General features: G+C 68.6%; 17 protein-coding genes and 1 pseudogene. 13 read left to right on the top strand and 5 right to left on the bottom strand.

Annotated features, from left to right (window positions below; translation table 11 throughout):
- The first annotated feature begins 337 nt into the window (after positions 1 to 337).
- Positions 338 to 775, top strand: coding sequence for a hypothetical protein (locus tag AC1DKV_RS23160; RefSeq protein WP_477138059.1), 438 nt, complete (start codon positions 338 to 340; stop codon positions 773 to 775).
- Positions 776 to 1,164: 389 nt separating this feature from the next.
- Positions 1,165 to 1,458 (top strand): hypothetical protein, encoded by a 294-nt coding sequence (locus AC1DKV_RS23155; RefSeq protein ID WP_441615637.1) that lies wholly within the window; start codon positions 1,165 to 1,167, stop codon positions 1,456 to 1,458.
- Between the two features lie 45 nt (positions 1,459 to 1,503).
- On the opposite strand, the gene AC1DKV_RS23150 is transcribed toward AC1DKV_RS23155, so the two are convergent.
- Positions 1,504 to 1,953, bottom strand: coding sequence for a hypothetical protein (locus AC1DKV_RS23150; RefSeq protein WP_477138058.1), 450 nt, complete (start codon positions 1,951 to 1,953; stop codon positions 1,504 to 1,506).
- A gap of 670 nt (positions 1,954 to 2,623) precedes the next feature.
- On the opposite strand from AC1DKV_RS23150, the gene AC1DKV_RS23145 reads away from it, so the two are divergent.
- Positions 2,624 to 3,652, top strand: a complete 1,029-nt coding sequence (locus tag AC1DKV_RS23145; protein ID WP_477138057.1) for a sensor domain-containing diguanylate cyclase — start codon at positions 2,624 to 2,626, stop codon at positions 3,650 to 3,652.
- Positions 3,653 to 3,757: 105 nt separating this feature from the next.
- Complete coding sequence (locus tag AC1DKV_RS23140) at positions 3,758 to 4,999, top strand: tyrosine-type recombinase/integrase (protein ID WP_477138056.1); 1,242 nt, start codon at positions 3,758 to 3,760, stop codon at positions 4,997 to 4,999.
- 7 nt (positions 5,000 to 5,006) lie between these two features.
- Here the strand turns inward: AC1DKV_RS23140 and AC1DKV_RS23135 are convergent, their stop codons facing one another.
- The 3 genes from AC1DKV_RS23135 to AC1DKV_RS23125 form a co-directional block, all read right to left on the bottom strand.
- The gene (locus AC1DKV_RS23135) at positions 5,007 to 6,845 is read right to left on the bottom strand and encodes a flavin monoamine oxidase family protein (RefSeq protein ID WP_477138055.1); all 1,839 of its coding nucleotides are present in this window, start codon (positions 6,843 to 6,845) and stop codon (positions 5,007 to 5,009) included.
- A 75-nt stretch (positions 6,846 to 6,920) separates the two neighbouring features.
- On the bottom strand, positions 6,921 to 8,189 hold the full coding sequence (locus tag AC1DKV_RS23130) for a cytochrome c (RefSeq protein WP_477138099.1): 1,269 nt from the start codon (positions 8,187 to 8,189) through the stop codon (positions 6,921 to 6,923).
- A gap of 231 nt (positions 8,190 to 8,420) precedes the next feature.
- On the bottom strand, positions 8,421 to 8,606 hold the full coding sequence (locus tag AC1DKV_RS23125) for a DUF2970 domain-containing protein (protein ID WP_441615628.1): 186 nt from the start codon (positions 8,604 to 8,606) through the stop codon (positions 8,421 to 8,423).
- A gap of 173 nt (positions 8,607 to 8,779) precedes the next feature.
- Here AC1DKV_RS23125 and AC1DKV_RS23120 point away from each other — a divergent pair, with 173 nt between their 5' ends.
- Positions 8,780 to 10,210: an aminotransferase-like domain-containing protein gene (locus AC1DKV_RS23120; RefSeq protein ID WP_441615626.1), complete on the top strand. Its 1,431-nt coding sequence runs from the start codon at positions 8,780 to 8,782 to the stop codon at positions 10,208 to 10,210.
- Positions 10,211 to 10,216: 6 nt separating this feature from the next.
- Here AC1DKV_RS23120 and AC1DKV_RS23115 read toward each other — a convergent pair whose 3' ends face one another.
- A complete protein-coding gene (locus AC1DKV_RS23115; protein ID WP_477138098.1) occupies positions 10,217 to 11,794 on the bottom strand; it encodes an ABC transporter permease/substrate-binding protein in 1,578 nt (525 codons plus the stop codon).
- A gap of 164 nt (positions 11,795 to 11,958) precedes the next feature.
- Between AC1DKV_RS23115 and AC1DKV_RS23110 the strand changes: the two genes are divergently transcribed.
- The 8 genes and pseudogenes from AC1DKV_RS23110 to AC1DKV_RS23075 form a co-directional block, all read left to right on the top strand.
- Positions 11,959 to 13,038: a LysR family transcriptional regulator gene (locus AC1DKV_RS23110; protein WP_477138054.1), complete on the top strand. Its 1,080-nt coding sequence runs from the start codon at positions 11,959 to 11,961 to the stop codon at positions 13,036 to 13,038.
- Positions 13,035 to 14,516, top strand: coding sequence for an NAD(P)-binding domain-containing protein (locus AC1DKV_RS23105; protein WP_477138053.1), 1,482 nt, complete (start codon positions 13,035 to 13,037; stop codon positions 14,514 to 14,516). Before AC1DKV_RS23110 ends, AC1DKV_RS23105 begins: the two co-directional genes overlap by 4 nt.
- A 72-nt stretch (positions 14,517 to 14,588) precedes the next feature.
- Positions 14,589 to 15,745, top strand: a pseudogene (locus AC1DKV_RS23100) (CMD domain protein).
- 268 nt (positions 15,746 to 16,013) lie between these two features.
- Positions 16,014 to 17,780, top strand: a complete 1,767-nt coding sequence (locus AC1DKV_RS23095) for an ABC transporter ATP-binding protein (RefSeq protein WP_477138052.1) — start codon at positions 16,014 to 16,016, stop codon at positions 17,778 to 17,780.
- A gap of 128 nt (positions 17,781 to 17,908) precedes the next feature.
- A complete protein-coding gene (locus AC1DKV_RS23090) occupies positions 17,909 to 19,618 on the top strand; it encodes an ABC transporter substrate-binding protein (protein ID WP_477138051.1) in 1,710 nt (569 codons plus the stop codon).
- Positions 19,619 to 19,630: 12 nt separating this feature from the next.
- Positions 19,631 to 20,662 (top strand): ABC transporter permease, encoded by a 1,032-nt coding sequence (locus AC1DKV_RS23085; protein ID WP_441615616.1) that lies wholly within the window; start codon positions 19,631 to 19,633, stop codon positions 20,660 to 20,662.
- A complete protein-coding gene (locus AC1DKV_RS23080; RefSeq protein WP_477138050.1) occupies positions 20,659 to 21,498 on the top strand; it encodes an ABC transporter permease in 840 nt (279 codons plus the stop codon). The genes AC1DKV_RS23085 and AC1DKV_RS23080 overlap by 4 nt, the downstream gene beginning before the upstream one ends.
- A gap of 21 nt (positions 21,499 to 21,519) precedes the next feature.
- Positions 21,520 to 22,720, top strand: a 1,201-nt coding sequence (locus AC1DKV_RS23075) for an SfnB family sulfur acquisition oxidoreductase (protein ID WP_477138049.1), incomplete at its 3' end; no start/stop codon positions are given.

The raw sequence follows: 22,720 nt of genomic DNA, 5'->3' as shown, positions 1-22,720 counted from the left end.
GAGGCCTTGCAAAGGACCTGCACGTATTTCCCCCGTCATCTCGCCACAGGGTTCCGGACAGGTATCCGCCAATGTCGGTAGTGGCTCTGCGCTCTTCTCGCACTGTCCGGATTGACTCGATCACCAGTGCGACGGCGCCCGCTGCCCTGGCGCGATAGTTGTCGCCCGGGTAGTCGTCCCACGGATGATCTCGGACGGCGCCAACCKGAATCCTCGCGATGTGCGGCGCCCAGGCAAGTATCCGGAGACGATCCCCMATGGAAATCACAATAGCTCGCTGTCAGTTTCAGGTCCRTCCTGTTMATGACATTTAAACGGGCCTGAAAGAAAGTGCAGAATGAAGATAAAACGCCAGGCAATTGACTTAGATACAATTTTGCCGCCGTTTCCGCGCTMCGAACAATGGCTGATGGAAGTGGCTGATGGGAAGACAACGCTAGCGTTCGATGATTGGTTTGTGATCAAGCTGGCTTCGGCAGAGGGCGAAGAAACCGGTACTGCGACGKACGTTGCCTGTGGTCGCACCATGACGTTCCACCAGGGCCCCGTCGAGTTTGAATTAACCCACGGTGCCTGCTACACGGCAACCCATCCGCAAAAGGGTGTTMGCCACTTCAAGTGCATCCTTGACGGCCACTACCCGATGATTTCGTTCTACCGCCCGGGTACCGCGCTTCGTTTCCCATGGATCACCATGGCGCGAGTCTTCGTGGCCGATGAGCTACGTTCATTGAAGCGAGCACCAGTTCMTGCATGGCCTTCGCAATACACGTAAGACAGGCTCCGGGCAGCCGTTTGCCACGCAGCATTACGCCAAGAGGCATTGGCGGAGCACACCAGCCAGTTGCCGCCGCATTTACCTAGCCAGGGCTGCGACCCTGGCGCTGACCTCGCTCAACGCCGATTGGAACAGTTGATGGCGATGCGACGAGCGCCGTTAGAAGAACTGGCGAAGCCTGGGTGTTCCCCGCGCACTTGGCGCATAGGCATCGCCGGGCCCGGAACTGTGATGTCGKAGTCGGCGGGGCACTGTATCCTCCGCCGCCCGTGCCCCTCTCCTACCATGGCTTCCATGGTTCACCGACATCGGTCTCCGGATTGCCGGCAACGACGACATGGACCATCTCAAGTGTTTTCCAACCGACTTATAGAGAGAGATCCATCATGCAAAGCCGTTCCGTCGCCACCGTCCTGCAAGCCCTGATCCTCGCAGCGAGCGCCGTCACTGCACTGCACGTGCAGACTGCCAGCGCCAGCACCGTGAACGAAGCGCGCAATGTGTACACCGATGGCGCACGCGGCGTACAGGAACCGCGCAGCGTCTACACCGACGGTGCCCGCGGCGCGCTCGAATCGCGTTCGCCCTACACCGACGGCGCAGACAGCAAGGGCGCTTCATTCACGCTGGCCGGCATGGATCGCACCGGCGTGTCCGCGCCCCCCGATGGCGCCGCCTGATGTTGCGCGCCCATCGGCAACCGCGGCCCGGCATCCCAATGGAAATCAGCGTTGGGCGACAAGACGGCGGTTGAAACCTGTCCAATCAAGGTTGAGGACCAACTCCTTGGCGCCAGAGTCGGGATCGTCGACATCAAAGTAGCGGATGGAAGAGGAATCTACCTGTGGGGCGCCGTCCCGATATGCGATGAATAGCCGGAAGATGGCGGCCAGCTTGCCATAGCGTAGAAACGCCTTGACGAGCTCGCGGAAAAACTCGACATCGGTTTCCGGGAGGACGGCGAGGGCCGACTCGAGCCGCGTGACATGTGGGTTACGCTGGTGGGCGAATCCGAAAGACGCAGAAGTGGCCGGCGCGAGCACGTAATAGCACAAGCCTTCGCCGTAAGGCTTGGGGAACGGGAACCGAATCGTGAAATTGCCTGCGTTGGTATAGGTGGGCCGCGTMTGCATCTGCTTGTGTTGGGCTGGCAAGATATTTGAGATGATCCTCATCCGCGTGGTCTGCACGGGACAGGGCTGCTCTCATTTGTTGTGACGTCGCAGATCGAGGAGTGCGCAGCTGGGCCAGCCTGCCTGTAGTACGCGGAACATCGCGATGAAATACCGATAAATGATTGCCTTACGGCGCTTATGCCAAAACCTTGGGTCACAGGCAGCCCCCACCGAGACCGCGTATTTAATCTGGTTGTATCAAGTTCGCGTGCTTTAGCGATATTGGGTGAATCACGATGAGCGCAGACGTCGGCTATCCGCCTTTGGCGTGATTGCGCTTCCTCACCCTATCGGCAACAGATCATCATGCGATAACCCCTCGAAGTGGGGGGGTGCGCTTCAAGGAGCGAGTATGGTATCGGCGCACCGTCCGTTGCACGGTACCGCGTACGATCAAGATGGCCGTGGGTCCCGTCCGTGCCAGCCTCAGCCTTCACCCAGAAGCCGTACCGCAGGGTCGACAGGGCAAATCCTGACCACCTCCCCCGCGAATCAGTCCACGCGTCAATGTCCAATCCCGCGATGGCTGAACCCKATCAGACGACCCCGGCATTCACGAATGGCAGGAAACGTACCCGACTGGCCTCTTCGATTCCAACCATGACATTCCGATTAAAGTTTTCATGTGGCAAGCCGTTGACATTGGATATTCGATTCGCGTGGAATTAAATTGTCTTTCTCCTTCAATGATCACCCGGCTAGCCGTGCGCAGTCCTGTGAATTTCCAGGTTCCAGCACGAACGGAGAGTCGCCTGTCATTGAGTGGTTGCTTCATGACGATCAGGTGATGCGGGAATGCTTCCGACACGCCACCAGTATCTTGAAAGCGGTGACCGGCGCATCKATTGCTGCGATCTTGTTGCTGGACGCCGAGCATCAGCACTATCGCGCGGAGATCGGCCTGTCCGTTTTGCCAATACCTCGCAGGCAGTCGCTATGCAACTACGCCGTACAGAATGACGCGCTTTTTGTCGTCGAAGATGCCGGCGCGGACCCTCGCTTCGCCCACTGCGCACTCGTGCGGAACGCGCCTTTTGTACGGTTCTATGCGGCCATCCCGCTGCGGGGACCTKACGGCGAGATCGTGGGAGCCTTGTGTGCCATGGATGCGGCACCCGGCCGCATGACCGCCGCGCAAGCCGATGTCTTTCGCCATCTGCGCGCGATGATCGAGAACGATCTGAAGCTGCGAAGCGCGAATGCAACCGACCCGGGCACGCAATTGTTCAACCGGCGCTTCATGCTCGAAAGCATTCGCCGAAAGTGGGATGAGGCAKCAGACGGCGATGAGATGGGTGCAGTGATGGTCGATATCGACTGGTTCAAGCAATACAACGATACCTATGGGCATCAGGCTGGCKACGCGTGTCTGCGCCGGGTGGCTTCGGTCCTGCAGTCAATCGCTGATGAGCACCAGATGATTGCAGGGCGTCTGGGCGGTGAAGAGTTTGGGCTTCTGCTCTGCCGCCTGCCACCGCCGGCCCTGGAGGCGGCACTGGAAAAGCTGCGCGCCGGTGTAGCTCGCCTCGCGATTGCCCACCGCCGCTCCCCGGCCGGCGTGGTGACCGTCAGTGTCGGCGCGGCGGTGAGGCGCCGACTAGGCAGCACGGATTCCGCGCACCAGACAACGTTCGCGGCCGCCGATCGCGCGTTGTACAGAGCCAAGAACAACGGGCGCAATAGAGTCGTGATTCTCTAGCCAGTCCGAGGCGACCGCTCGACGCGCAACGCGAGGACGGCGTATTTGCGAGGTAGCTTCTGTCTATAATCACGCCTCGAATCGCCTGCAGATGGATTGCCATTCATGCCTGTCCCAGCCTCCGTCCCTGCCCTGCCCCTCGCCACGCTGCCGGCATCGCCGCTGGAACAACTCGCCCTGCCTCCCGCGCTATCGGGCGCCGACGGCAGCAACCGTGCCCGTGGCGGCGTCCCGCAGATCGCCGCGCAGGATGACGTGGCTGCCGTGGCTGCCTGGCTGGCGCGCTACAGCGGCACCCCCGCCACGCTGCAAAGCTACCGGCGCGAGGCCGAACGATTGCTGCTATKGGCAGTGATGCAGCATGGCAAGCCGCTGTCATCKCTGACGCATGAGGATCTGCTGGTGTACGAGCGCTTCCTGGCCGACCCGCAGCCGGCTGCTCGCTGGGTGATGACGTCGCGCAAGAAACTGGCGCGCGACGCGCCCGACTGGCGGCCTTTCGCCGGCGCGCTCTCCCCKGCCAGCGTGCGGCACGCGCTGGTGATCATCAACGCGCTGTTTGCCTGGCTGGTCGAAGCCGGCTACCTGGCCGGCAACCCGCTCTCGCTGGCACGCCGGCGGCGCGGCCATGCCAAGCCCCGGATCACGCGCTACCTGAGCCACGAACTGTGGCAAGCGGTAAAGGACACCATCGAAAGCATGCCGGCGCAAACCGAACGCGAGCGCCAGCACGCGGCGCGCTGCCGCTGGCTGCTGACGGTGCTGTACCTGGGGGGCCTGCGCGCGGCCGAGGTGGCCGACACTACCATGGGGGCGTTCTTCAGCAGGCGCGATGCGCACGGCGTMGAGCGCTGGTGGCTGGAAGTGACCGGCAAGGGCGGCAAGACGCGGCTGGTGCCTGCCACCGATGAGCTGATCGCGGAGCTGGCGCGCTACCGGCGCGCCTGCGGCCTGCCGCCCAGCCCGCTGCCAGGCGAGGCGCGGCCGCTTGTGCTGCCGGTGACCGGGCAGGCGCGCGCACCGCGCCCGCTATCGCGCGGCGCGCTGCACCTGGTGCTCAAGGAAGTGTTTGCACTGGCGGCGCAACGCCTGCGCACGCGCGGGCCCGAATGGGAAAGCCGCGCCGACCTGCTGGCCAGCGCCTCGGCGCACTGGCTGCGCCACACGGCTGGCTCGCATATGACCGATGGCCAGGTAGACCTGCGCTTCGTGCGCGACAACCTTGGCCATGCCTCGATCGCCACCACCAGCGGTTACCTGCATACCGAGGACGATGCGCGCCACCGCGCGACGGAGGCAGCCCACCGCATTGCGTGGACGGCGACGCCGCCGGATGCTTCGGACTAGGCCTGCCTCAGCCGCCCAGTTCCCCCACCGCCCGCCACGCCTGCTCGATTGCCGCCGTCATCGAAGGGCTGCCGGCGCTGTCGCTATTGGCGATGACCACATTGCCCGCGGCGGCGCGCGCGCGGTTCAGCGTGGCCTGCGCGGCGGCCTGGTCTTCGTATAGGCTGTTGGGCATGTAGCTGTAGCCGTGCGCCCAGCGGTTGACGGTGATGCCGCGGATAACGTCGCCGGACCGGAATCCGCCTCCCGCCAGCATGCGGTCGAGCTGGCCGCGGATGCCGGCTTCGAGCGCGTCGAACGGCGTGCCGAGGAGGAAGGCGCGCCCGGCGCGGAAGCGATCACGGGCCTGCATGCCGCTGTCGGGCACGGTGGGCACGTAGAGCATATGCAGCACCACGGGGTCGGACGGGCGCGCGCCGGCCGGGGTTTCCAGCCACAGGTCGGTGTAGGCCATGGCGGGCGCATGGATCCGGCGCGCCTTGAGCGCGGCAAAGGCCTGCCAGTTGTCGAGCGCCACCTTGCTGTAGACCACGGGTGCCTTCACATCMGAGCGCAGGGCCTGCTTCTGGGCTTCGGGCAGGCTGGGCATGATGAACGGGATCATCATGTTGTAGCCGGCCAGCACCACGTGCGCGGCTTCCACGCGGTGGAGGTTGCCGTTCCAGCCGTAGGTGACGCGCGTGATGCGCTGGTCAGGTTCGATGGCGATGGCGGTGCTGTTCAGGCGCACCCGGACCGTGGCGTCGTCGGTGTCGAGCCGGCTGTAGTCGAAGGCCGCCGTGCCGATGGCCTCGGGGCCCGCCCCCCTGGCGACGCCAGGGACCAGGCTCTGCACCAGCAGGCGTGCCAGCGAGGCGTTGCCATCAGGGAACCACAACGTGGAGGCGGCCGATTTGCCCAGACGCGGATCGAGGCTGGCCGGCGGCATGTTCTTGCCGCCCGGCAGGCCGATGCCGAGCGCGTCGAACACGGAGATGCCGTCCGCGTCGAGCGCGTAGKCGTCGTTGCTGCGGCTGCGGAAAAAGCGCTGGCCATCSAGGCCGAGGCCCGCCTTGTCGCGCAGGAAGACGGCGTACGGGGTGCGCTTGAGATAGGCCAGCCGCTCGGCATCGCTCATGCCGGGCAGGAAATCCGTGCCGCCATCGGCCAGGCGCGCCAGCGCGGCGCGCTCCTGCGGCGGCAGCGGCGCCTTGTCGAGGAAGGTCTTGAGCGCATCTGCGGAGGGCGGCTGCGCGCGCCCCGCGTTGCGCGCGTCGATGAGCTCGGCGAAGGGATCCCCGGCCACCAGTTGCTCGCGGCCAAAATGCTCGGCGTCGAAGAACACCGCACGGCCCATGCCGAGGTCACGGTAGGGATCGCGCGCCACCGGCGGCGGGCGCTTCGTCTCGACGCCAAGGCCAGCCAGCAGCGTGGCAACGGCGCGGCTATCCAGCGCGGTCGAGGGCATCTCGGCGCTGCCGCCATAGGTAACCAGCTTCCGCCCACGCACGGTGAACTCGTTGCGCTTGGCATGGCCGCCGAAATCGTCGTGGTTGTCGAGGATCAGTATGCGCTTGCCGGCGCCGAAGCGGCGCTGGTAGAACCACGCGGCCGCCAGCCCGCTGAGCCCGCMGCCCACCACCACCAGGTCGAACACTTCGCGCGCGAGCACGCCGGGGTATTTGGCGCCCTCGCGCGCCAGGCTGTGCGCCAGCGTATAGGTGCCGGCATGGTTGCCGCGCAGCCCCGTGAGTGCCGGCGGATAGACCGCGCCGCGCTCGGCGGCCTGCAGCAACTGGGCGGGCGCCAGGCCAGCGGCGATGGTCAGCGCGGCGCCGTTGAGGAAATCCCTGCGCGTAATGGTCATGTCGGGGTCGGGGTCATGTCGGGGTCGKGGTCATGCCGGTCTTTTGCTCTTCGCGTGCCCGGGCGTGGCGCGGGCTCAGCGCCCGCTCATCGCTTCCTTGTGGCGGCCGAGTTYGGCGCGCCGCGCGGCCACCGTTGCCTCGCTGACCGGGCTGGCGTTGTTGCCCCAGCCGCCGCGGATGAAGGTCAGGACGTTGGCCAGTTCCTGGTTGTCCAGCGTCCAGCCGTAGCCGGGCATGTGGTAGTCGGTGGCGGCCGTGCCCACCTGGGCCGTGACGGCGCCGTCGAGCAGCAGGCTGGCCAGCGCCGACGGGTCCGGGTCCATCACGGTGGGATTGCCCGCCAGCGGCGGGAACACCCGCGCGAAGCCCTTGCCGCCCGCACCGTGACAGGGCATGCAGAACTCCGCGTACTGGCGCGCTCCCGCGGTATCGAAGCGGCCCTGGGCGAGGCGGTCGGCAGTGCCGGCATCGTAGCGGTATGGCGCTTCGTCGCGCGCGCCGGGGATGGACTTGAGGTAGGTCGCCACCGCGTCGAGATCGGGCCGGCTCATGAACTGCGTCGACGACGCGATCACCTCGGACATTGGCCCGAACGAGGTGGCGTGCGCGTTGCGCCCGGTATGCAGGTACTCGGCGATTTCCTCGCGCGACCAGCCGCCCAGCCCGGTGCGCGGATCGCCGCGCAGGCTGGTCGAGGCCCAGCCGTCCACGCTGGCGCCGGCCAGGAAATGCCGGCTGCGCTCGTCGAGCCCGCGTTCAGCCATCAGCGTGCCGCGCGGCGTGTGGCAGGCACCGCAGTGGGCCACGGCCTGGACCAGGTAGGCGCCGCGCTGCCAGTCGGCGCTCTGGCCGGTGCCGGTGTGCACCGGCCCGCTCTCCAGGAACAGCCAGTTCCAGATACGCAGCAGCCAGCGCATATTGAATGGCCAGCGCATATCGGGCTCGGCGGTTTCGCTGCGCACCGGCTTCACCTCGGCGCGCAGGTAGGCATAGAGCGCCTGCACGTCGGGCTCATCGAGCCTGGCGTAGGACGGATAAGGCATGGCCGGGTAAAGCCGCTTGCCATGTTTCGCCACGCCCTGGCGCAGTGCGCGATCGAATTCCTGCAGGCTATAGGCGCCGATGCCGGTATCGGGCTCGGGCGTGATGTTGGTGGAGTAGACGGTGCCCACCCCGGTGCGCAGCGGCAGCCCGCCGGCAAACGGCGCACCGCCGGGGCTGGTGTGGCACGCCGCGCAGTTGGCGACCTTGGCCAGGTAGCGGCCGCGCTCGATCTTCGCGGTGTCCGCCGGCTGGGCGGCGGCGAGCGGCGCCAGGCCCGCGCACGATGCCAGCAGCAGCATGGCGCCGAGGGCACGGCGAACGTTCTTGCGCAGGCCGCCGGCCAGCAAGCTGATGTCGCTGATGTAACCGTTGGCAGCGGCGGGCCGCCCGGGGATGAGGCTCATGTCGTCATGTATCGTTGTCCGCACCATTGCACACGGCGCGCTTGCCGGCAGGCCAACGCAGCACAGCCCGCACGCGGCGGGCAAGTCTGTGCGCTGGCCGCGCGACCGGGCACGAAACCCACGCGCTCAGCCGTGCGTCACCGCCCAGTGCGCCAGCGTGAGCAACAGCAGCACCAGCCCGGCCGCCAGCACCACGCCGGTCAGGATCAGCGGCACCGGCCGCACCGCCTGCAAGTCGCGCATATGCTCCTCGCCACGGCGCAGGCCGAGGAATCCCCACAACACGGTGGTCACCAATCTCAAGGGGTTCATTTTGCTTTTCCTTCCTTGTACGTCCGGCCGCCGAGGGGAGATCCGGGTGCAAATCCTTTACGGGTTGGAACGGATTATGGCTGTTGCCGGCAAGCAATAACAGCATCAGATCTGCGATAATTTTGCGTATCAGTTTTGACAGCCCGCCGGACCACCCGGCTGTTGCCCAACCCATGAAGCGCTACGAAGAACTGGCGGAGACGCTGGCCAGGGACATCCGCAACGGCAATTTGCCGCCCGGCACCAAGATGCCGTCGATCCGCAAGACGGTGGCGCAGTACGCCGTGAGTCCGGCCACCGCCTTCCAGGCCTATTACCGGCTGGAAGAGCGTGGGCTGGTACGGGCGCGCGAGCGCTCGGGCTACTACGTGACCGGCCCGGTCGGACGCACGCTGCCGTTGCCGCAGACCGCGGTGCGGCGCACGCACCAGGTCTCCACCGACGTGGATATCTCCAAGCTGGTGTTCTCCGTGCTGGACGCCGCCCGCGATCCGCAACTGATCCAGCTTGGCTCGGCCTTCCCGTCGCCCGAGCTGTTTCCGTGGGAGCGGCTGGGCAAGTCGCTGGCGCGCGCCGGCCGTGAGCTCGATCCGTGGTATTCGGTCAACGACATGCCGGCCGGGCATCTGGCGCTGCGCCAGCAGATCGGGCTGCGCTACCTCGGCGCGGGCGCGCCCCAGCCGACCGAGGAGATTATCGTCACCAGCGGTGCGCTGGAGGCGCTCAACCTGTGCCTCATGGCGGTGACCCAGCCCGGCGACGTGGTGGCCATCGAATCGCCAGGCTTCTACGCCTCGCTGCAGGCGCTGGAGCGCCTGCGCCTGCGCGCGGTGGAGATCCCCGTGGACCCGAGCGAAGGCATCGATCTCGAGGCGCTGGAAAATGCCCTCGAGCGCCACCCCATCAAGGCCTGCTGGTTCATGACACAGTTCCAGAACCCGCTTGGGGCCAGCATGTCCGAAGCACGCAAGCAGGCGCTGGTGACGCTGCTGGCACGCCACCGCGTGCCGCTGATCGAGGACGATGTGTATGGCGAGCTGTACTTCGGCAACCGCTGTCCGCTGCCCGCCAAGGCCTTCGACCAGGAAGGCCTGGTGATGCAYTGCAGYTCSTTCTCCAAGACGCTGGCGCCGGGTTTCCGCGTGGGCTGGGTGGCGCCGGGACGCTACGGCGATATCATCCAGCGGCTGCGCCTGATGACCACGCTGTCGGCCGGCGTGCCGACCCAGGTGGCGCTGGCGGAATACCTGCAGAACGGCGGCTACGACAAGCACCTGCGGCGCCTGCGCCATGTGCTGGAAATACAGCAAGGCCAGCTGATCGCGGCGATCGGCCGGCACTTTCCGGAATCGGTGCGGGTCTCGCAGCCGGACGGCGGCTACTTCCTCTGGGTCGAGTTTCCCGAGGGCTTCGACGCACTCGCCCTGCACCGCGCGGCGCTGGAGCACGGCATCGGCATCGCGCCGGGGCCGATCTTCTCGGCGCGGCAGGGCTACCGGAACTGCATCMGGCTGAACTACGGCCATCTCTGGAGCGATGCGGTGGAGAACGCGGTGGCGACGCTCGGCGCGCTGGCCAAGGCCCAGCTTCAGCTTCAGCGATAGCGCTGCTCAGTGCMTGCTGCCGGTGCGTCCGTGCCGGCCCAGGTACCACTCCGCCAGCTCGAAGCCGCCCTGCACCACCAGCGCCAGCACGGCGGCCGGGATCGCACCGGCCATCAGCAGCCTGTCGTCGTTCAGCGCCAGCCCCGTGACGATGCGCTCGCCGTAGCCGCCGGCGCCGACAAAGGCCGCAATGGTGGCCGTGCCCACGCTGATGATGGTGGCGGTCTTGACGCCGGCCAGCAGCACCGGCATCGACAGCGGCAGCTCTACATAGCGCAGCACCTGGCCGGGCCGCAAGCCCAGCGCGCGCGCCGCGTCGCGCATGCCGGCGGGCACCTGGCGCAGGCCGGTCAGCGTATTGCGCACGATGGGCAGCAGCGCATAGAGGAACAGCGCCACCAGCGCAGGCCATACGCCGATGCGCCCCATCAGCGGGATCAGCATCGCCAGCAAGGCCAGCGACGGCACCGTCTGCAGCACGCTGACCAGCGCCAGCACCGCCTGCCCCGGCCGCGGCCGGCGCGCCGCCACGATGCCCAGCGGCACGCCCAGCAAGGTGGCCGCGCCCACCGCGCCGAGCACCAGCCCCAGATGGCGCCATGTCAGGTTCAGCGTGTCGCGGCTGAACAGTGTGCCGGCGAGCCCGGCGCGCGMGCCCGCCGCCGTCTCGCCCGCCTCCACGCCGCCGATGCCGCGCGCCAGGAAATTGCGCGCCACGGTGACGAACGAGTTTCCGTCCAGTTCGGCGGCCGCGTTCATGGCGATCATGTCMGCCGTGCTGATCTTGCCGGCCAGCCCTTCGAGCGCCTGCCAGGCACCGGGAAATCGTTGCGGCACGTCGCGCCGGTAGAGCACCACGGCGTCATAGCGCGGGAAATAGTGACGATCGTCGGCCAGCACGCGCAGCCCGTACTTGCGGATCTTGGCGTCGGTGGAATAAATGTCGATCGCGTCGACCTGTCCGCTGGCCAGCGCCTCGTAGGCCACGCCGTGGTCCAGCCCGAGCGGCCGCTGCCGCAGGCCGTAGCGCCGGGCCAGGCCGGGCCAGCCGTCCGCGCGGCCCAGGAACTCGTGCGACAACCCCAGGCGGAGATCGGGATGCGCGGCCAGGTCATCCAGCGTCGCCAGCCCGAGCCGGCCCGCCTTCGCGCCTGCCATGGCCACCGCGTAGGTATTCTCGAAGCCGAACGCGATGCCCGCCGCCAAGCCGAGCGGCGCCAGACCCTGGTTGATCTGCTCGAGGCTGGCGCCGGCCGGCAGCCTGAGGATTTCGCTGGCGATGGTGCCGGTGTAGTCCGGGTAGAGGTCGATGCTGCCGCTCTTGAGCGCCTCGAACACGATCGCCGTGTTGCCCAGGCCAGGCGTGTTCTCCGTGCTGGCGTGGGCGGCCGCGGTCTGGCTGAGGATCTCGCCGAGGATATAGGACTCGGTGAAGCGCTTGGAGCCAACCCGCAGCGTATCGGCGCGCACCGGCGCCAACAATGCCAGCCACGCCAGCGCCCAGCACAAGGCCAGCGCCAGCCGGGGCCGCAATGGATACCGGCGGGCGAAACAAGGTTGCGGTGTCGAAGGCAGGCTTTCCATGAGCGGCGGCATGCGGATGGCGACGTCGGTTGATCGCATGATACGTGCTCGCCCCATGCGGCGCCTCGGCCATCTGTCGTAGCACGAAGGAATGCAAAAATAGTATTTGCAATCAGAATACTTAACGATGGAGAATGCTAAAACCACATACATCGTGCCAAACCATGGAAATCCGGCAGCTGGAAGCCTTCGCGGCAGTCATCACCAGCGGCAGCATCACGGCTGCTGGCCGCCTGCTGGGCCGYTCGCAGCCTGTCATCACGCGGCTGATCCAGGAACTGGAGGCCGAGATCGGCTTTGCGCTGTTCGTGCGCAGCGGGCCGCGCGTGACGCCGACCGAGCGTGGTTTCCTGCTGTACGAGGACGTGGAACATGCGCTGGTGGGCCTGAAGCAGATCCGTGCCCGGGCCGACGAGATCGCCCGCGACGCGAACCGGCCGCTGCATATCGCCGCCACGCCGGCGCTGGCGGCCGGGCTGCTGCCGCTGGCGCTCGCCKGGCGCCTGCCGGATCACGCCGTGGGCCAGGCCATGGGCCAGGCCGCAAACCAGGCCGGCCATCCCGCGCACGGTACGTATGGCGCGCATGGCGTAGCGGGCCAGTCCAGCCAGATCCATATCGATAGCCTGTTCCCCGAGAAGGTCGTGCATGCGGTGCTGACCGGCGCCGCCGAGATCGGCGTCACCAGCCTGCCGCTGGAGCATCGCGGCGTGACCGTGCACTGGATCGGACAGGCCGCCTGCGTGGCCGCGGTGCGCGCCGACGATCCGCTCGCCGCGCTGGCTGCGATTCCACTGTCGGCCTGCAGCGGCCGGCGCATCATCACCATGCACAACCCTTACCGGCTGCGCCGCCGCGTGGACGAAGGCTTTGCCCGCGCCGGGGTGACACCGGCCGCACTGATCAATACCAATTCGTCCTTCAATGCGCTGACCTCGGTGCGTGCCGGCCTGGGCATTGCCGTGCTGGAGCCGGTTACCGCGCGCGGCGTGCCGCTGGCCGACATCGTGGTGCGCCCGATCGATACCGACATTCCCTTTTACTTCGGCGTGATCACGCCCCAGGGCCGCCCGGCCAGCGCGGCGGTGCTGGCGCTGATCGACGCCCTGGCCGATGCAGCCCGCGCGCTGCTTCMCGACTTCACGCAGCGCGGCCCCGAAGAGCATAGCGCGCTGCTGCAAGCGCTCTATGGCCCCGCCGACGACGCGCACGCCTCCCAAGATACGGAAACGAACGAATCATGACCCTGACTGCCGACATCACCCCGGCCCGGCCGGCCGCCGCCGGCGCCGCCCAAGGCCTGGCCGCACTGGAAGCACGCCTACGTCAGGACCTGGCCTGGCTTGAGCTGCCCGCCAAAGCGTGGGTTCCCGCGCGCACGCATCAGGGCCAGCCGGTGCTCGACGTGGCGGTGGTCGGCGGCGGCATGGCAGGCATGGCCGCGGCCGCCACGCTCAAGCACCTCGGCATCGCGGTGCGCATCTTCGACCGCTCGCCCGAAGGCTTCGAAGGCCCGTGGGCCACCACCGCGCGCATGGAGACGCTGCGCTCGCCCAAGCAGCTCACCGGCCCCGCGCTCGGCCTGCCCGCGCTGACCTTCCGCGCCTGGTTCGAAGCGCAGTTCGGCACGCCGGCCTGGGAGGCGCTGGACAAGATCCCGCGCCTGCAATGGATGGACTACCTGCGCTGGTACCGCCGCGTGCTCKAACTCGATATCCGCAACGCGCACACCGTGGCGCGCGTGCTGCCGCGCGCCGACGGGCTGGTGGCGCTGGAAATGCGCACCCCTGACGGCATGCAGACCGTGCTGGCGCGCCGCGTGGTGCTGGCCACCGGCCGCGACGGCCTCGGCGGCGCCTATGTGCCACCCTTCGCGCAAGCGCTGCCGCGCGCGAGCTGGGCGCATTCCAGCGACGAATTCGACTAYGGCACGCTGCGCGGCAAGCGCGTGGGCGTGATAGGCGCCGGCGCATCCGCCATGGACAGCGCCGCCACCGCGCTGGAAGCGGGCGCGGCCAGCGTGGACCTGCTGATCCGCCGCGCCGACATCCCCCGCGTGAACAAAGGCAAAGGCGCCGGCAACGCAGGCATGACGCATGGCTATCCGGGGCTGCCCGACGAATGGAAATGGCGCATCCGCCATTACATCAACGTGCAGCAGGTACCGCCGCCGCGCGGCAGCACCCAGCGGGTGTCGCGCCACGCGAACGCGMGCTTCAACCTCGGCTRCGCGATCGGGCGCATCGAGCAGGCCGGCGACACCTTGCGCGTCCATACGTCCAGGGGCGTGTTCGAGCTGGACTTCCTGGTGTTCTCCACGGGCTTTCGCATCGMGCTCGAGAGCCGCGACGAGTTCGCCGCCTTCGCCCCGCATATCCGCTACTGGCGCGACCGCTACGCGCCGCGCGCGGGGCAGGAAGACCAGGAACTGTCGGACTCGCCGGACCTCGGCCCCGCCTTCGAATTCCTGGAGACGACGCCGGGCGCCTGCCCGGGGCTGTCGCGCATCCACTGCTTCAACTACCCCGCGGCACTGACGCACGGCACCGTGTCGGGCGACATCCCGGCCATCAGCGATGGCGCCAGGCGGCTCGGCCAGGGCATTGCCGCGCTGCTCTACCAGGAAGACGTCGAGACGCACTACGCCAATCTGGAGGCGTTTGCCGAGCCCGAGGTCTTCGGCGACGAATGGGTGGCCGCCGACCCGCCGCCAGCGCGCTGATCCCGCCATCCGGACCAACCGATTCCCGAGCCAGAACGAAACCGTCAACCGAACCGAGACGAAGACAAGGTCATGACCCAAGCCAACCCCAATCCCGACGTGGTCGACCGCGTGGCCGGCATCGCGGCCGGCTCCGCCACGCATGCGCTGCGCCACCAGCGCGACAAGGTAGCAGCCGCCACCCAGGGCAGCTACGATGCCCTGTTCGATCCCGCCCTGCCCGGCCTCCCGCTGGCCGAGCGCCTGCTGGTMGCGCTCTATGCGGCACGCCTCACGCCCTCGCCGGAACTGGCCGCGCACTACCGCCAGCGCCTGGAGGCAGCCGGCGCCGACGCCGCACTGATCGAAGCCGCCGGACATGGTGATCCAGCCACGCTGGCCGACGCGCGCCTGCGCGCCATGCTGGCCTTCACCCGCACCTTGATCGAGAACCCGGTGGCCGGCKACGAAGCCGCGCTCAGGACGCTGCCCGCGGCGGGCCTGTCCACGCCGGACGTGGTGACGCTGGCGCAGCTGATCGCATTCCTGTCCTACCAGGTGCGGCTGGTGGCCGGCCTGAAGGCCCTCAAGACCCTGCAAGCCGAGGAGAACGCAGCATGAGCGCKCCCGCCAACTTGTCCGCCAACTTGCCCGCCAACGCACCCATCAAGGCCCACGGCTTCACCAACGAAGTGCTCGACTGGAAGGCATGGCTGGATGTGGCCCGGCTGGACCAGGCCACGCCCGCACAGATCGCGGTGCTGGAGGAAAGCCACCCCAAGGCCAAGGTATCCGACTACTACCTGTTCCTGGTGCACCAGCCCGAGATCCTGCGCCAGCGCTCCACCGCCTTCAACGCCATCATGTACGCCCCCGGCGGCATGGCGCGCGCCGAGCGCGAGCTGGCCAGCACGGTGGTGTCGCGCGTCAACGGCTGCGTGTACTGTGCCTCGGTCCATGCCCAGCSCTTCGAGCAACTGGCCAAGCGCAACGACGTGATCGCCCAGGTGTTCGAAKACCCGCGCGGCGCCGGCACCACCGCGCGCGAGCAGGCCATCGCGAAGTTCTCCATCGAACTGACCGAGCAGCCCGACGAAGTCAGTGCCGACAGCCTGCGCGCGTTGCGCGAAGTGGGCGTAAGCGACGCCGAGATCCTGGACCTGATCCACTCGATCGCCATCTTCGCGTGGGCCAACCGCCTGATGCTGAACCTGGGCGAGCCGGTGTTCCCGGCGCCGCAAGCCGCCTAGGCTGGCCGGGGGCGGGCACGCGCTGCCCGCCTGCCAACATGGCGCGCGCAAACTGCATGCCCGCCAGCAGGCGCCGCCGCGCCGCCCAGGTGCGCGAGCGCCGCCACGCAAGCAACGCCCGTCCCGCCAGCCCAGGCGCCATGGGGGTTGCGCGCCCTGCGCCGCGCCGCGCTAGCACAGCGCGCCGGCAGCCACAAACGCATATCCGAGTAAGCATCTACGCAAATATTCGTGGGAAGACCGCGGGGTGCCATGCTGCAATGCACGCATGGTTTTTCCTGCCCAGACTCCCCGATCCGATGCCACCCCGGCCGCCAGCATAGCCGCGCCGCTGCTMGCCGTGCGCGGGCTCGATGTGCACTTTCCCGGCAAGCACGCCGTGCAGGGACTCGACCTGCAGCTCGCCGCCGGCGAGATGCTGGCGCTGGTGGGCGAGTCCGGCTGCGGCAAGTCGAGCGCCGCGCTGGCGCTGATGGGCCTGCTGCCCGCCTATGCGCGCAGCACCGGCAGCGTGCGCCTGGACGGCCGCGAACTGATCGGCCTGGGCGAGCGCGCGCTGAGCGCCGAGCGCGGGCGCAGCGTGTCGATGATCTTCCAGGAACCGATGACCTCGCTGAACCCGGTGCTCAGCGTGGGCCAGCAGGTAGCCGAGGCCATCACCCTGCACCAGCCGCTGTCGCGCCGTGCCGCGCGTTCGCGCGCCATCGAGCTGCTTGAACTGGTGCGCCTGCCCGAACCCGCGCGGCGCTTCGACGCCTATCCGCACGAATTCTCCGGCGGCCAGCGCCAGCGCGTGATGATTGCCATGGCGGTGGCCTGCGGCCCGCGCCTGCTGATCGCCGACGAGCCCACCACCGCGCTCGACGTCACCATCCAGGCGCAGATCCTGGCCCTGATCGACAGCCTGCGCCACACGCTGGGCATGGCGGTGCTGCTCATCACGCACGACCTCGGCGTGGTGGCGGACTACGCCGACCGCGTGGCGGTGATGCACGGCGGGCGCAAGCTGGAGGAAGGCGCCACCGGAACCTTGTTCGCCGCGCCGGCTCATGCCTACACGCGCGGCCTGCTGGGCGCCTCGCTGCACGTCGCCGGCGGGCTGCACTATAGCCGCKACAGGCTGGCGGAGATCCGCGCCGGGAGCGACGGCGATTTCCGGCTGGTGACGCCGCCCGCCGCGCCACGGCGCATCGAATCGCGCGCTGCGGCGGCCGCCATGCCACTGCTCAGCGTGCAAGACCTGACGCTAAGCTACCCCGGCGACGATCACCAGCGCGTGCGCGCGGTGGACGGCCTGTCGCTMGACATCGCCGCCGGCGAAACGGTGGGCCTGGTGGGCGAATCGGGCTGCGGCAAGTCCAGCCTGTCGCGCGCCATCGTGCGCCTGGCGCAGGCCGATGCCGGCCGCGTGCTGTTCGCCGGCCAGGACCTGCTGGCGCTGGCGCCGCCCGCCCTGCTGCCGTGGCGGCGGCGCGTGCAGCTGATCTTCCAGGACCCATACGGCTCGCTCAATCCGCGCCAGCGCGTGGAAGAGATCCTCGGCCACGCGCTGGCCATCCACGGCGTGCGCGAGCGCCCCGAACGCGCGCGCCGCATTGCCGCCATCCTCGACGACGTGGGCCTTGGCCGCGCCGCCGGCGKGCGCTATCCGCATGAGTTTTCCGGCGGCCAGCGCCAGCGCATCGCGATTGCGCGCGCACTGGTGCTGCGCCCCGAGCTGGTGATCTGCGACGAGCCAGTCTCGGCGCTGGACGTGTCGATCCAGGCCCAGATCCTGAACCTGCTGGCGGACCTGAAGGCCGAGCATGGCCTGACCTACCTGTCTATCTCGCACGACCTGTCGGTGGTGCGCTATATCGCCGACCGCATGTGCGTAATGCAGGCCGGACGCATCGTGGAAAGCGGCACGCCCGATGCGCTGTGGGCCAGCCCGCGGCACCCGTACACGCGCTCGCTGCTGGCCGCCGTGCCGGGCACCGCGCGGCCGTGCCGCGACGATGCGCCGGCACCGCCGCAACTGGCGCTGGCCGGCTGATTCGATTCCATTCCGTCTGACTTCGTTTTYCTGCGCTACGCCTTCGCTGCACCTTCGCCGCTTTCATCGCGCCGCTTTCGTTCCTTCGCCCTTTCCAACATTCCGCCTTCCGGCCTCACAGACGCCCCATGACCGCTCCAGACCGCGCCATCGCCGATCCGTCCTCCGCTGCCGACGCAGCCTCTCCCGGCACCGCCGACCTGCAGAGCCCGCAGCGCCGACAATGGCTGGGCGCCGGCGGCGCGCTGCTGGCCGGCGGCCTGTTCGGCGGCCTGTTGCCCGAGGCACAGGCCCTGACCAAGTCCGCGCCGAATACCGAGCAAGGCGCTCAGCGCGGCGGCGCGCTCGATGCCGTGGTGCACCCCGAGCCGCCCACGCTGGCCTTCTTCATCAATACGTCGACCCCGGGCCGCACGGTGGTCAGCAAGATCTTCGACGGCCTGCTCGACTACGGCCCCGACCTCAAGCCGCGCCMGCAACTGGCCGAGAGCGTGGACGTCTCGCCCGATGGCCTGACCGTGCGCATCAAGCTGCGCCGCAATGTGCTGTGGCATGACGGCAAGCCCTTCGGCGCCGCCGACGTGAAGTTCTCCGCCGAGCAGATCTGGTCCAGGTACGCGCCGACCGCGCGGCGCGTGTTCCAGCACCTGCGCAAGGTGGAGACGCCCGACAACTACACCGTGGTGCTCACGCTGGCCAAGCCGACCCCGGTGATCCTCAACGCGCTCGACGTGGTGGCCGCGCCGGTGCTGCCGCGCCATCTCTACGAAAACACCGACATCCCCAACAACCCGTACAACAACAAGCCGGTCGGCACCGGCCCCTTCGTCTTCAAGGAGTGGGTGCGTGGCCAGCACATCGCACTGGAGCGCTTCGACAAATACTGGGCGCCGGGCCTGCCTTACCTTGACAAGCTCACCTTCAAGATCATTCCCGACGTGGCCGGCCGCGCCACCGCGCTGGAAACCGGCGCGGTGCAATACGGCKAGCGCAACCCGGTGACCTTCGCCGATGCCGACCGCCTGGCCAAGTCGCCCAACCTGGTGGTCAGCACCGAGGGCTACAACGGCTTTGCCGGCTGGCTGTGGCTGATCCCCAACCTGCGCGACCCCATCATCGGCAAGCTCCAGGTGCGCCAGGCCATCCTGCACGCGATCAACGACCAGGCGCTGGTCAAGACCGTGTGGGGCGGCTACGCGGAACCCGCCACCGGGCCGGTGTCCTCGCTGCTCAAGACCTTCTACACGCGCGACACCAGGCAATACCCATACGACCGCAAGAAGGCCGAAGCCCTGCTCGACGAAGCCGGCTTCCCGCGCAAGGCCGACGGCTGGCGTTTCAAGCTGGACCATGACTACATCCCCTTCGGCGACGATTACCGCCGCACCGGGGAGTTCGTGCGCCAGTCGCTGCGCGCGGTGGGCATCGACGTGAACCTGCGCGGCCAGGACCTGCCCACCTGGACCAAGAACGTCTTCAGCGACTACAACTTCCAGCTGGTCAGTTCCTGGGGCATCAACTGGCAGGACCCGCAGATCGGCGTCGAGCAGCACTACTGGTCCAAGGCCGAATCGAAGGGCACGCCGTGGCAGAACGCCTCCGGCTACGCCAGCCCGGAAGCGGACCGCCTGCTCGAAGCGGCCCAGGTGGAACCCGACCCGGCGCGCCGCGTGCGGCTCTACCAGGATTTCCAGAAGCTGGCCCAGCAGGACCTGGCGCTGCTCAACCTGTTCGAGTTCCGCTGGTTCGGCGTGTGGGACAAGCGCCTGCGCAACGTCACCGACACCTTCGACCACAGCCAGAGCAATTTTGCCCGGGTCTGGCTGGCCGCCAAGTAAAGCGAGGACGCCGTGCGCATAGCCAGATCCCTGCTCAGGTCGCTGCTCAGGCGCCTGCTGCAACTCCTGGGCGTGGTGTTCGCCACCGCCGTGCTGGACTTCGCCCTGCTCAAGGCGCTGCCGGGCGACCTGGTCGACGTGATCGCCAGCGAGAGCGGCAACGTGCCGCCCCAGTACGTGGCACAACTGCGCCAGCTCTACGGGCTGGACCGCAGCCTGCCGGAACAACTGCTGGCCTACCTGGGCCGCATCGCGCAGGGTGACCTGGGCTACTCGTTCCGCTTCGGCGAGCCGGTGCTCAACCTGCTGCTGGACCGGCTCGGCCCCACGCTGGCGCTGGTCGGCGCGGCGCTGCTGCTGTCCACGCTGGCCGGCGTGCTGCTGGGCGTGGCGGCGGCGCGGCGCCCGCACGGGCTGACCGACACCGTGCTGTCGGCGCTGGCCACGGTGGGCTATTCGGCACCGATGTTCTGGACTTCGCTGATGCTGATCGTGCTGTTCGGCGTACAGCTCGAATGGCTGCCGGTAGGCGGCCTGCGCGAGGTCAACGCCGGCTACCACGGCGTGCAACTGTGGCTGGATTACCTGCGGCACCTGGCGCTGCCGGTGCTGACGCTGGCGATCTACTACGTGGCGGTGTACGCGCGGCTGGCGCGCGCCGCCATGATCGAGACGCTGGCCGAAGACTACATCCGCACCGCGCGTGCCAAGGGCGCGCGCGAGCACCAGGTGATCTTCCGCCATGCGCTGCGCAACGCGCTGCTGCCGGTGGTCACCATGCTGGGCGTGCAGAGCAGCGCCCTGCTGGGCGGCTCGATCGTGGTGGAGACGGTGTTCGCCTGGCCCGGCCTCGGACAGTTGTCGTTCGAAGCCATCAAGAGCCGCGACATCCCGGTGCTGCTGGCCGTGCTGATCTGCAGCGGCGTGCTGGTGGTGCTGGCCAACGTTCTCGTGGATCTGGCGCAGGCCGCGCTCGATCCGCGCGTGCGCCGCGCGGCCTCGCCGGCGCGCCCGCCTGCATCCGCTACCGGGAGCGCCGCATGAAACGCTGGTACCTGCAACCTTCGATCTGGCTCGGCGGCATCGTGCTGCTGGTGGTGGCCGCGGCCGCCGCGCTGGCCGGCGTGCTGTTCCCCGACGACCCGCTCGACATGGTGGGCGCGCCCTACACCTGGCCCGGCGCCGGTCCCGCCACGCCGCTCGGCACCGACCTGATGGGCCGCGACCTGCTGGCCGGGCTGGCGCACGGCGCGCGCGTGTCGCTGCTGGTGGGCGTGTCGTCGGCGCTGGTGGCGCTGGCCATCGGCGTCACGGTGGGCGCCGTGGCCGGCTTCTACCGCGGCCGMACCGACGCCGTGCTGAGCCGCATCACCGAGTTCTTCCAGACCATCCCGGCCTTCCTGCTGGCCATCATCCTGGTGGCGGTGCTCAAGCCCACGCTGGGCACCATCGTGTTCGCGCTCGGCGTGACCTCGTGGACCAGCGTGGCGCGGCTGGTGCGCGCGGAATTCCTGTCGCTGCGCGAGCGCGAGTACGTGCGCGCCGCGGTGGCGGTGGGCGCCGGCGACGTGCACCTGATCTTCCGCGAGATCCTGCCCAACGCCTGGACGCCGATCATCGTCTCCACCGGGCTGCTGGTGGCCAACGCCATCCTGTCCGAGGCCGGGCTGGCCTTCCTCGGCCTGGGCGACCCCAATGTGGTGAGCTGGGGCTCGATGATCGGCCTGKGCCGCGACGCCCTGCGCACCGGCTGGTACATGACCGCCATCCCCGGGCTGGCGGTAGTGCTGACCGTGCTTGCGCTCAACCTGCTCAGCGATGGCCTTCAGGCCGCCCTCAATCCTCGCCTGCGCCGCGTCCGCACCACGGCGCCGGCCTAGCTTTTCCTTTCCTCGACTGCCATGACCCGACTGTCAGATTTTCCTGCTTCCGCCCTGCCGGCCGCGCCGGCGCGCCTGCCCGACCCCGAGCGCGTGCGGCGCATCGCCACCGACGCCCAGGCCCTCGAGGCCGCGCGCGATCTTGCCACCCGCTTCGCAGAGGGCGCGTCCGGGCGCGACCGCACGCGCCGCCTGCCATGGGAAGAACTGGACCTGTGGTCCGAGAGCGGCCTGGGCGGCATCACGGTGCCGMGCGCCTACGGCGGCGCCGAGGTGTCCTACGCCACGCTGGCCGAGGTCTTCGTGATCCTGTGCGCGGCCGATCCGGCGCTGGGCCAGATCCCGCAGAACCACTTCGGCCTGCTGGGCGTGCTGCGCGAAGCCGGCTCCGCGGCGCAGAAGCGCCGCTTCTACAGCGAGGTGCTGTCCGGCGCGCGGCTGGGCAACGCCGGCCCGGAACGCCGCTCCGAGCATAGCCCGGACGTGCTGCAAGGCACCACGCGCTTGAGCGAGACGCCGCAGGGCCTGCGCCTGAACGGCCGCCGCTTCTATTCCACCGGCGCGCTGTTCGCGCACCGCGTGCCGGCGCGCGCGCTCGATGCGCAGGGCCGCGCGGTGCAGGTGTGGTCGCCGCGCGAGGCGCGCGGCCTGTCCATCGTGGACGACTGGTCCTCCTTCGGCCAGCGCACCACCGCCAGCGGCGGCGTGGTGTTCGACAACGTGCCGGTCTCGCCCGACGACGTGCTGCCGGTGTGGCAGCTGGCGGAGCGCCCCGGCCTGTACGGCGCCACCTCGCAACTGATCCAGGCCGCCATCGACCAGGGCATCGCAGAGGCCGCGCTGGCCGACGCCATTGCCTTCGCGCGGCAGTACGCGCGCCCGTGGATCGACTCCGGCCTGGAGCACGCCACCGACGACCCCCATCTCATCGCCGACGTGGGCCGCCTGCAGATCGATGTGCACGCCGCGCGCGAAGTGCTGCTCGAAGCCGGCCGCGCGCTGGACGCCATCGCCGCMGCGGCCGCGCCGCAGGGGCCGGACGCCGAGGCCAGCGCACGCGCTTCGGTCGCCGTGGCCGAGGCCAAGGTGCTGACCACCGAGGCCGCGCTTGCCGCCAGCGAAAAGCTGTTCGAGCTGGCCGGCTCCTCCGCCACGCGCGCSMRCCACAACCTCGACCGCCACTGGCGCAACGCGCGCACCCAYACSCTGCACGAYCCGGTGC

The organism is Cupriavidus sp. 05T41, from assembly GCF_056396525.1.
The sequence above is the reverse complement of the archived record's forward strand: the minus strand, read 5'-3'. Positions and strand labels throughout refer to the sequence as shown.